The 10,280-nt window shown below is 68.6% G+C and carries 12 protein-coding genes; 10 read left to right on the top strand and 2 right to left on the bottom strand.

All coding sequences use genetic code 11. The features are described 5' to 3' along the window. From AC3XYG_RS04370 to AC3XYG_RS04340, 7 genes are all read left to right on the top strand, one after another. Positions 1–215: TOBE domain-containing protein (locus AC3XYG_RS04370; protein WP_489138591.1), on the top strand; the 215-nt coding region annotated here is incomplete at its 5' end. Positions 216–222: 7 nt separating this feature from the next. Next, a complete protein-coding gene (locus AC3XYG_RS04365; protein WP_489138590.1) occupies positions 223–1,308 on the top strand; it encodes an ABC transporter ATP-binding protein in 1,086 nt (361 codons plus the stop codon). A 1-nt stretch (position 1,309) separates the two neighbouring features. After that, positions 1,310–2,182, top strand: coding sequence for a carbohydrate ABC transporter permease (locus AC3XYG_RS04360; protein WP_489138589.1), 873 nt, complete (start codon positions 1,310–1,312; stop codon positions 2,180–2,182). Beyond that, complete coding sequence (locus AC3XYG_RS04355) at positions 2,179–2,982, top strand: carbohydrate ABC transporter permease (protein WP_489138588.1); 804 nt, start codon at positions 2,179–2,181, stop codon at positions 2,980–2,982. The genes AC3XYG_RS04360 and AC3XYG_RS04355 overlap by 4 nt, the downstream gene beginning before the upstream one ends. Before the next feature lie 13 nt (positions 2,983–2,995). Continuing rightward, positions 2,996–3,277 (top strand): DUF2160 domain-containing protein, encoded by a 282-nt coding sequence (locus tag AC3XYG_RS04350; RefSeq protein ID WP_489138587.1) that lies wholly within the window; start codon positions 2,996–2,998, stop codon positions 3,275–3,277. A gap of 88 nt (positions 3,278–3,365) precedes the next feature. Then, a complete protein-coding gene (locus tag AC3XYG_RS04345) occupies positions 3,366–5,153 on the top strand; it encodes an ABC transporter substrate-binding protein (RefSeq protein WP_489138586.1) in 1,788 nt (595 codons plus the stop codon). A gap of 288 nt (positions 5,154–5,441) precedes the next feature. Next, positions 5,442–6,545: an ABC transporter substrate-binding protein gene (locus AC3XYG_RS04340; protein WP_489138585.1), complete on the top strand. Its 1,104-nt coding sequence runs from the start codon at positions 5,442–5,444 to the stop codon at positions 6,543–6,545. A gap of 65 nt (positions 6,546–6,610) precedes the next feature. Here the strand turns inward: AC3XYG_RS04340 and AC3XYG_RS04335 are convergent, their stop codons facing one another. Beyond that, positions 6,611–7,015 (bottom strand): winged helix-turn-helix transcriptional regulator, encoded by a 405-nt coding sequence (locus tag AC3XYG_RS04335; RefSeq protein ID WP_489138584.1) that lies wholly within the window; start codon positions 7,013–7,015, stop codon positions 6,611–6,613. 89 nt (positions 7,016–7,104) lie between these two features. Here AC3XYG_RS04335 and AC3XYG_RS04330 point away from each other — a divergent pair, with 89 nt between their 5' ends. Further along, positions 7,105–7,683, top strand: a complete 579-nt coding sequence (locus tag AC3XYG_RS04330; protein ID WP_489138583.1) for an FMN-dependent NADH-azoreductase — start codon at positions 7,105–7,107, stop codon at positions 7,681–7,683. A 43-nt stretch (positions 7,684–7,726) separates the two neighbouring features. Here the strand turns inward: AC3XYG_RS04330 and AC3XYG_RS04325 are convergent, their stop codons facing one another. Beyond that, a complete protein-coding gene (locus AC3XYG_RS04325; protein ID WP_489138582.1) occupies positions 7,727–9,109 on the bottom strand; it encodes an FAD/NAD(P)-binding protein in 1,383 nt (460 codons plus the stop codon). 166 nt (positions 9,110–9,275) lie between these two features. Here AC3XYG_RS04325 and AC3XYG_RS04320 point away from each other — a divergent pair, with 166 nt between their 5' ends. Together AC3XYG_RS04320 and apaG are read left to right on the top strand one after the other, a co-directional pair. After that, on the top strand, positions 9,276–9,824 hold the full coding sequence (locus tag AC3XYG_RS04320; RefSeq protein ID WP_489138581.1) for an OmpA family protein: 549 nt from the start codon (positions 9,276–9,278) through the stop codon (positions 9,822–9,824). Between the two features lie 46 nt (positions 9,825–9,870). After that, a complete protein-coding gene (gene apaG, locus AC3XYG_RS04315; protein WP_489138580.1) occupies positions 9,871–10,263 on the top strand; it encodes a Co2+/Mg2+ efflux facilitator ApaG/CorD in 393 nt (130 codons plus the stop codon). Positions 10,264–10,280 lie beyond the last annotated feature (17 nt).

Genomic DNA, 10,280 nt, shown 5'->3' with positions numbered 1-10,280 from the left:
AGGCGTCGGTCGCGACCCAGGTCGAGCTGGCCGAGATCAGCGGGTCGGAAACCTACATCCATTTCCGCTTCGGCGACCGGCCCTGGGTGGCGCAGCAGGCCGGGGTGCACAAGCACCCGCTGGGCACGCCGGTGACGGTCGCGATCGATCCGCGCCGGATCTATGTCTTCGACGCGGCCGGCCAACTGGCCGCCGCCCCGTCCCGAAACGGGTGAGGACGCCATGGCCCGCATCGAACTCAAAGCCCTCGCCCACAGCTACAAGCCGAACCCGACCGAGCCGTCGGACTATGCCCTGCGGCCGATGGACATGGTGTGGCAGAGCGGCCGCGCCTATGCGCTGCTAGGCCCGTCCGGCTGCGGCAAGACCACGCTGCTGAACATCATCTCCGGCCTGGTGACGCCGAGCCACGGCCAGGTGCTGTTCGACGGCCGCGACGTCACCCAGGCGTCGCCGGAACAGCGCAACATCGCCCAGGTGTTCCAGTTCCCGGTGGTCTACGACACCATGACGGTGGCGGAGAACCTGGCCTTCCCCTTGCGCAACCGCAAGCTGCCGCGGCCCGAGATCGAGGCCCGCGTCGCTGAGGTCGCCGAGATGCTGGAGCTGACGCCGGTGCTGAAGCGCCGCGCCCGCGGCCTGGATGCCGACGAGAAGCAGAAGATCTCGCTGGGCCGCGGCCTGGTGCGCAAGGACGTCGCCGCCATCCTGTTCGACGAACCGCTGACCGTGATCGACCCGCATCTGAAATGGCAGCTCCGGCGCAAGCTGAAGGAGGTGCACGAGCAGGTGCGGACCAGCCTGATCTACGTCACCCACGACCAGGTCGAGGCGCTGACCTTCGCCGATGAGGTGATCGTCATGTATGACGGCCAGGTGGTGCAGATCGGCACGCCGCAGGAGCTGTTCGAGCGGCCGGCCCACACCTTCGTCGGCTATTTCATCGGCAGTCCGGGCATCAACCTGCTGCCCTGCGTCATCGACCAGGGCGACGCCGTGATCGAGGGCGGGCGCATCCCGCTGTCGCCAGCGGCACGGCAGGGGGTCGAAGCCTTCCTGGCCGGCGGTGCCGGCACGCTGGAGCTGGGCATCCGGCCGGAATTCCTCGAGGTCGCCGACAGCGGCGTGCCCGCGGCGGTGACGGGGATCGAGGATCTCGGCACCCATGTCATCGCCACCCTCCGGCTCGGCACCGCCACGGTGAAGGCCAAGCTGGCCGAGGGCCGCAGCGTCACCGGCGACACCGCGTTCCTGCGCTTCCCGCCGGACCGCACCCTGCTTTACGCCGACGGCAAGCTGGTGGGCTGAAATGGACAAGACCCGCAATAACGCCGCCTGGCTTCTGGTTCTCCCGGTCGTGCTGCTGGTGGCGTTCAGCGCCATCATCCCGCTGATGACCGTGGTGAACTATTCGGTGCAAGACATCTTCGGCCCCGGCCAGGGCGTGTTCGTCGGCACCGAATGGTTCGAACAGGTGCTGCAGGACGACCGGCTGCAGGGCGCGCTGGGCCGGCAGCTGATCTTCAGCTTCTGCGTGCTGGCGATCGAGATCCCGCTCGGCGTGCTGGTGGCGCTGTGCATGCCGGCGCGCGGCTGGGCCGTGTCGGTGACGCTGGTGGTGCTGGCGCTGCCGCTGCTGATTCCCTGGAACGTGGTCGGCACGATCTGGCAGATCTTCGCCCGGCCCGACATCGGCCTGGCCGGCGTGCTGATCAACCGGCTGGGCATCGACTACAACTACACCGGCGATTCCTTCGATGCCTGGATCACCGTGCTGGTGATGGATGTCTGGCACTGGACGTCGCTGGTCGCTCTGCTGGGCTATGCCGGGTTGCGCTCGATCCCCGACGCCTTCTACCAGGCGGCGCGGATCGACGGCGCCTCGCGCTGGGCGGTGTTCCGCTTCATCCAGCTGCCGAAGATGATGGGCGTGCTGCTGATCGCGGTGCTGCTGCGCTTCATGGACAGCTTCATGATCTACACCGAACCCTTCGTGCTGACCGGCGGCGGGCCCGGCAACTCGACCACCTTCCTGAGCCAGGAGCTGACCAAGATGGCGGTCGGCCAGTTCGACCTGGGGCCGGCGGCCGGGTTCTCGATCATCTACTTCCTGATCATCCTGCTGTTCTCGTGGCTGTTCTACACGGTCATCACCAATCTCGGGAAAGGCGACGCGTCATGAACCCGCGGACCCGCGCCGTCATCCTGCTGGTCTACATGCTGTTCCTGGCCCTGCCGATCTACTGGCTGGTGACCATGTCGCTGAAGGACAACCAGGAGATCCTGTCCGGCTTTACCCTGTTCCCGCACCGGGTGACCTTCGCCAACTACATCACCATCTTCACCGACGAATCCTGGTATTCCGGCTACATCCATTCGATCACCTATGTGCTGATGAACATGGTGCTGTCGGTGGTGGTGGCGCTGCCGGCGGCCTATGCCTTCAGCCGCTACCGCTTCGTCGGCGACACCCACATGTTCTTCTGGCTGCTGTCGAACCGGATGTCGCCGCCGGCGGTGTTCCTGCTGCCGTTCTTCCAGCTGTATTCGGCCTTCGGGCTGATCGACACGCCCTATGCCGTGGCCCTGGCGCATTGCCTGTTCAACGTGCCGCTGGCGGTGTGGATCCTGGAAGGCTTCATGTCGGGCATCCCGAAGGAGATCGACGAGACCGCCTATATCGACGGCTACTCGTTCCCGCGCTTCTTCCTGACCATCTTCGTGCCACTGATCCGCGGCGGCATCGGCGTCACCGCCTTCTTCTGCTTCATGTTCTCGTGGGTCGAGCTGCTGCTGGCGCGGACCCTGACCTCGGTCGAGGCCAAGCCGATCGCCGCCACCATGACCCGCACGGTCAGCGCCGCCGGCATGGACTGGTCGCTGCTGGCCGCCGCCGGCGTGCTGACCATCGTGCCCGGCGCCATCGTGATCTGGTTCGTCCGCAACTACATCGCCAAGGGCTTCGCCCTCGGCCGGGTGTGAGGAGGCACGACCCATGAGCACCTTCGCATGGATGGCGTGGACCGCGCCGACCGCCTGGTTCTTCGTCGGCATGGCCGTGCTGCTGGTCGGCATGACGGTGTGGGAGCTGGCGTCGCCGACCGTGCCGCGGCGCGGCCTGCTGCCCTTGACCACCACCCGCGGCGACCGGCTGTTCATCGGCCTGCTCGGCGCCGCCTATATCCACCTCGCCTGGATCGGCCTGGCCGCCGGCGACCTCTGGTACGGCTTCGCGATCGCCGTCGTGTGGCTGATCGCGGTGATGCGGTTCGGATGAGCTGACGCGATGAGCTGACGCCTGGCCGGACCAGGCCCCGGGACAGGGGCCGGACGTGGTTGTTTCACATGAAACGCGGGGAGAGATCATGACCAAGATGACGCAAGGGCCGGGCGGTTTCCCGGTCCACCGCCGGACCCTCCTGCGCGGCGCCTCGGCGCTGGGCATGGCTGCCGCCGTGCCGGGCTTCGCCCGCCGCGCCTTCGCGGCCACGGTGGAGGAGATGACCGCCAACGCCAAGAAATGGGTCGACACCGAATTCCAGCCTTCGACGCTGACCAAGGATCAGCAGATGAAGGAGATGGAGTTCTTCATCAAGGCCGCCGAGCCCTATCGCGGCATGGACATCAACGTGGTGTCCGAGACGCTGACCACCCATGAATACGAATCGAAGACGCTGGCCCGCGCCTTCTCCGAGATCACCGGCATCAACCTGAAGCACGACCTGCTGCAGGAAGGCGACGTGATCGAGAAGCTGCAGACCCAGATGCAGTCCGGCCAGAACATCTACGACGCCTTCGTCAACGACAGCGACCTGATCGGCACCCATTTCCGCTATGGCCAGGCCGTCATCCTGTCCGACTTCATGTCCGGCGAGGGCAAGGACGTGACCCTGCCGACGCTCGACGTCGACGACTTCATGGGCAAGAGCTTCACCACCGCGCCCGACGGCAAGCTGTACCAGATCCCGGACCAGCAATTCGCCAACCTCTACTGGTTCCGGTACGACTGGTTCACCAACCCGAAGCTGCAGGAGCAGTTCAAGGCGGCGTACGGCTACGACCTCGGCGTGCCCGTCAACTGGTCGGCCTATGAGGACATCGCCGATTTCTTCACCAACAAGGTGAAGGAGATCGACGGCGTCCGCGTCTGGGGCCACATGGATTACGGCAAGAAGGACCCGTCGCTGGGCTGGCGCTTCACCGACGCCTGGCTGTCGATGGCCGGCGCCGGCGACAAGGGCATCCCGAACGGCCTGCCGGTCGACGAATGGGGCATCCGGGTCGAGGGCTGCCGCCCCGCCGGCTCCAGCGTCACCCGCGGCGGCGACACCAACGGCCCGGCCGCGGTGTACGCGCTGACCAAGTACATCGAATGGCTGAAGGCGTACGCCCCGCCCGAGGCCGCCGGCATGACCTTTTCCGAAGCCGGACCGGTGCCGGGCCAGGGCAACATCGCCCAGCAGATCTTCTGGTACACCGCCTTCACCGCCGACCTGACCAAGCCGGGCCTGCCTGTGGTGAACGAGGATGGCACGCCGAAGTGGCGCATGGCGCCGTCACCGCATGGCCCGTACTGGGAAGAGGGCATGAAGCTGGGCTACCAGGATTGCGGCTCCTGGACCCTGATGAAGAGCACCCCGCCGGAGCGGCGCAAGGCGGCTTGGCTGTACAGCCAGTTCTGCATCTGCAAATCGACCACGCTGAAGAAGCTGCAGGTCGGCCTGACCCCGATCCGCGACAGCGACATCCGCTCCAAGGCGATGGACGAGATGGCGCCGAAGCTGGGCGGGCTGGTCGAATTCTACCGCAGCCCGGCGCGGGTCGCCTGGACCCCGACCGGCACCAATGTTCCCGACTATCCGCGGCTGGCGCAGCTGTGGTGGCAGAACGTGGCCGAGGCGGTGACCGGCGAGGTCACGCCGCAGCAGGCCATGGACAACCTCGCCAAGCAGCAGGACCAGGTGCTGGGCCGGCTGGAGCGGGCCGGCAATCTCGGCGATTGCGGGCCGAAGCTGAACGAGGAGAAGGACGCGCAGTACTGGTTCGACCAGCCCGGCGCGCCGAAGCCCAAGCTGGCGAACGAGAAGGAAAAGGGCCAGACCGTGGCCTATGACAGCCTGCTGCATGCCTGGAAGGAAGGACGGGTGCGGTAACGCACCAACGTCTCTTCCTGCTGTCATTGCCGGGCTCGACCCGGCAATCCAGAAGATCCCGACAGTCTCTGGATGCCCGGGTCGAGCCTGGGCATCCAGAGTAAGAGGTATGAGCAGAGGCGCCTTCGGGCGCCTCTTTTCGTACATCCCCGCAGCCAAATCCCCGGTTTGAGGCTAACCGCCGGGAGTGAGCCGGCGATTCCGGCCCGGCCACGCTCCGCGCCACTGACGTTCACACGGCGACCCGGGCATACTGCAACTGAACCATCACCCGGGAGACGCCGCCGCATGAACACGCCCCCTGGAGTGGAGCGGGCGGACGCATCGGCCGTCCGGATCGGCGCCTTGGTGCCGCTGACGCCGCCCGGCTGGATCGGGGCGGGCCGGCACCTGCTCGCCGGACTGGAGCTCGCCGCTCGCGACGTCAACGACGCCGGGGGGATCGCCGGGCGGCCGCTTGAGCTGGTGGTCCGGGACACCGCGGCCGATCCGCAGCGGGCCGCGGCGGCCGTCGACGAACTGGCCAGCCTGGGCGTGGCCGCCCTGGCGGGGGAATATCACAGCGTCGTCGCCCGCGCCGCCGCGGCCAGGGCCGACGCCCTCGGCCTGCCGTTCCTGTGCTCGTCGGCGGTTCTCGATGCGCTCACCGAACAGCCGACGAACTGGGTCGCACGCCTGGCCCCGGCGCAGTCCCATGGCTGGCGGATCTACGCGGACTTCCTGCTCGACGCGGGACGCAGCCGAATCGCCGTGGCCGCCCAGCCGAGTGTCTACTGGGCCTCCGGGGCCTGCATCCTGCGGGACCATCTCGCCCGCCGCGGCGGCACCGTCATCGACCTCGACATGGGTGCGCTCACCCCCGCGGCCCTGTGTGACTCACTCGCCGGCAATGGCGCGACCGCGCTCCTCCTTCTGGTCGGCCAGCCGGAGCCGGCCGTGTCGATCGTCAGATCCGTCCGCCACGACCCGCGCCTCGCCGGGCTCCTGATCGGGGCGCCGGCCGGGCAACCGGAATTCGTGGAATGGGCGACGCTGCTGGGCGATGACGGCACCGCGATCCCGTTCCTGCGCTACCGGCCCGAGCGTCTCGGCCCGCTCGGCGCGCGGGTCGAGACGGCCCTGCGTGAGCAACTGGCCGAGGCGCCCTCCTTCGTCGCCTTCGAGGGCTACGACACGATCATCGTCCTCGCCGATCTGCTGCGGTCGCACGGCGCGGACCGGGCACGCATGGCCGAAGCCTGGTCGCACGTCGCGGTCGAGGGCACCCGTGGGCCGATCCGGTTCTCCCGTTTGCCGGGCATCAGCGTCTGGCAATGGGCCTGGCCGCCGATTCAGGTCGTGGATCGTGACCCGACAGACCCCGGTCGCTTTCGCATCCTCCACGCCGGCTAAGAGAGCAAGGAGGGTTCTCAAGCGCTCGCGAGGATTGCCAAGACTTTGACTTGGCTGTGCATTGCTTACGTGGCGGCGGTTCCCGCCCTTTTGCCCCGCTCAACCGCTCCGTCATACGATACCCGGTTGTCTTCGATCTCGTCCAGATGCGCTTGCGCCCACGCCCCCAGCTGCAGGATGGGTTCTGACAAGGAGTGACCCAGCGGCTTCAACGCATACTCGACCTGCGGTGGAACCGTCGGGTAGACGGTGCGCTCGACCATTCCGTCGCGTTCGAGCGCCTTGAGCGTGCGTGTCAGCATCTGTTGGGAAATCCCGCCGACCGCCCGCTTGATATCGTTGAAGCGCCGCGGCCGTTCGCGCAGCACCATGACGATCAGCACGGTCCATTTGTCGCCGGCAACGTTCAGGACGTTCTTGATCCTCCGGCAGTCGGTGTGAACTTCGGGCAGGAGGGCAGTCATAGCCATGTGACCAGGTCCCAAAAATATGCGTTCTTGGCAGGATGGTTAAGGTCTCATACCTGGAGCAGGTCACAAATCCAAACCGGAGCTGACCTATGAAACTCCTTCACCTCGATTCGAGCATCCAGGGCGACGCATCGGCCAGCCGCGCGATATCCGCGGCGGTCGTCGAACGCCTGCGCGCCGGCGACCCGAGCCTGGATGTCGTGTATCGCGACCTTGCCGCGGATCCGATCGCCCACCTCACCCTGGATGCGCTTGCCGCGCCGCAGGCGACCGCGATCCTCGAAGAATTCCAGTCGGCGGACATCGTCGTGATCGGGGCCGGGCTCTATAATTTCACCATACCCAGCCAGCTGAAGGCCTGGATCGACCGCATCCTCATCGCGGGCCAGACGTTCCGATGGACCGAAAACGGCCCGGTCGGGCTGGTGACCGGCAAGCGCGCCATCGTCGCGCTGGCCCGCGGTGCGGCCTATGCCGAGGGCTCGCCCGTGGCGTCCTGGGAACATGCCGAAACGCTGCTGAGGCTGACGCTGGAATTCGTGGGCATCACCGACGCGGAGTTCATCATCGCCGAAGGCCTGGCCTTTGGAGAAGAGGCCCGAAAAGCCTCGACGGAAGCGGCGGTCGAGCAGGCCAGGCAGATCCAGATCGAACCGCTCGCGGCATAGAGATCGTCGGCGCCGTCCGCAGCGGCGCCGAGATGCCCCCCTTTCAGATCCCCGGGTCGAAGCCGCGCCGGGGGGTGGTGTCCTGGGCGGCGGCGCCGTCCAGCATCGCCGCCGCCACCTCGGCGCATTGCCGGCGGATGTCGGGCACGGCCGTGATCTCCCAGAACGCGCCGCGGGTCGGCGGCCCGACTGCGTAAAGCCGCGGCGAAGCCACGCCGTCATGGCCGATCAGGCGGCCGGCGGCGTCGACGTCGAAGCCGAGGCGCAGCCGGTCCGGCCGGACCATGCCGCCGGCCAACAGCGACCGCAGCAGCGGGTCGTCCGTCCGCCCCGGATCGGCCTCCGGCCCGCTGGCCAGGACCAGGCGGCAGATCGACCGGGTCTCGTCCGCCCCGGCGCCGCGGCGGCGCAGCGTCACCGTCAGCCCGTCCTCGACCGGCGCCACAGCACCCAGCCGCCCGGCCAGGATCTGCAGCTGGCCCGAGGCCATCATCGCCCCGACCGTGTCGGCGATGGCCGGCGCGACCCGGTGGCGGTGCACGTCCCACCATGGCCGCAGATGGCGCAGGAAGCGCCGGGCCTGGGTTTCGTCCCAGGCCTGCCATAGGCGCTGGGTGAAGGGGCGCAGCCCGTCGATCACCGCGCGCCAGTCGCCGCCGGCGGCTTCGGCCTCACGGCATAGGCCGCGGACACGGCGCAGCAGCGCCGGCACCGGCAGGCCGACGAAATCCACCGCGGACAGGGCCAGCGGCTTGCTGGCGAGGTCGCGATGCGGCCGCGGCACCAGGCCGCGCCGCGACACCGCCAGGATCCGGCCGCGATGGTCCTGCGCCGCCAAGCCGGCGGCGATGTCGATCATGGTCAGCCCGGTGCCGAGAATCAGCACGGTCTCGTCGGCCAGGATCGAGGGCAGGCACGCATCCTCCGGCCCGACCAGGATCCGGCCCGGCGAATCGGGCAGGGGAATCGGCGCCGCCGGCGGGGCGTTGCCGGTGCACAGCGCGACCGCATCCACCTCCTCGACCCGGCCGGAGGCGAGCCGCAGTGTCACGCCCGCCCCCGTGCGGTCCAGCGCCACGGCTGCGTCGGCCAGCATGGTCAGGCCGCCGGGAAACGCCCGCCCCGCCGCGGCCAGCGTGTCGCCGATATAGTCGCCGTAGAAGCGGCGCGGCAGATAGGCGCCGCCGCCGGCGCCATGCGCATCGGCCCAGCGCTGGAAATCCTCCGGCTCGTCCGGCAAGGCGCTCATGTTGCCGGTCCGCACATTCAGCAGATGGGCCGGGTGCGGCGTGCCATAGGCCATGCCGCGGCCCGGCGGGCCGCCACGCTCGACCAGCAGGATCTCCACCGCCCCGGCCGAACGGCGCAGCAGCTGGACCGCGAGCAGGCATCCGGTGAAACCGGCGCCGATGATGGCGATGCGCATGATCCTCCAACCGCTGCTTCGACGGCCGCATCGTAACCGCGACCCGCCCGGTCCCGCCACCCGCTGGATCGAATGGTCCCATGCACGCCCGGATGTGTGCATGCCGCCTCGCCGACGCCACGGTGCCGCCCTATGTTGCAGCCTGGACCCTGAGGCAGGACGGACGATGTCGAAGCGGAGTCGGGCGGCTGTGGTGGGCATGATGCTGGCAGGGTTGGCGGCGGCGGGCTGCGTGCCGTCGCGCAAGCCGGTGCAGCTGCCGGCATCGGTGCCAGTCGACCATGCGCTGTCCGCCGACATCCATTACGTCTTCTTTGCCCCCGGCAAAGCGGAGGTCGGCGGCGATGGCAGCGCCGCGATCGCCGCCGCGGTGCTGGAGGATGCGCGGCGGCGGGCCAAGGGCGGGCCGGTGCCGCGCCTGACCGTCATCGGCTACACCGATGCCGGCCCCACCGGTGCCGGCGACAACCCGGCCTGGGCGCAGCGCCTGTCGCTGCGGCGGGCCCAGGCGGTGGCGGCGCGGCTGGCCGGCGCCGGCATCCCGCCGGGGCGGATCGCGGTCAGCGCCGCCGGCGCCGCCGACCCGCTGCTGCCGGCCCCGGCCGGCACGCCGGAACCGGCCAACGACCGGGTCGAGATCGGCTTCCAGCCCGCGATTCAGCCGGCCAACCCTGCCATGTCGCGATTGGACGCGACACCACGCCGCCCCATATAGTTTGATCGGAATTGTCGGCACCGCCGGCGGCAGCGGATCTGGGTTCATGTACACAGCGGAAACCCGGGCGATCGAAGTGTCGGTCGAACCGGTCTATCTCGAGGACGAATCCTCGCCCGACGAACATCATTTCGTCTGGGCCTATCACGTCCGCATCGTCAACCATGGGCGGGAGTCGGTGCAGCTGCGCAGCCGGTACTGGCAGATCACTGACGACCGCGGCCGGGTGCAGGAGGTGCGCGGCAAGGGCGTCGTCGGGGTCGAACCGGTGATCGAGCCGGGCAAGACCTTCAAATACACCAGCGGCGCCCCGATCGCGACGCCGTCCGGCATCATGGTCGGGACCTATGAGATGGAGACGCCGGCCGGCGAGCGCTTCGACGTGGCGATCCCGGCCTTCTCGCTCGACAGCCCGCACAACACCATCCGGCTGAACTGACGTGGCGCGGCCCGGCC

It is taken from the genome of Inquilinus sp. (genome assembly GCF_057815775.1).
Note: the sequence above shows the minus strand (reverse complement) of the source record. Positions and strands in the feature narration are given on the sequence as shown.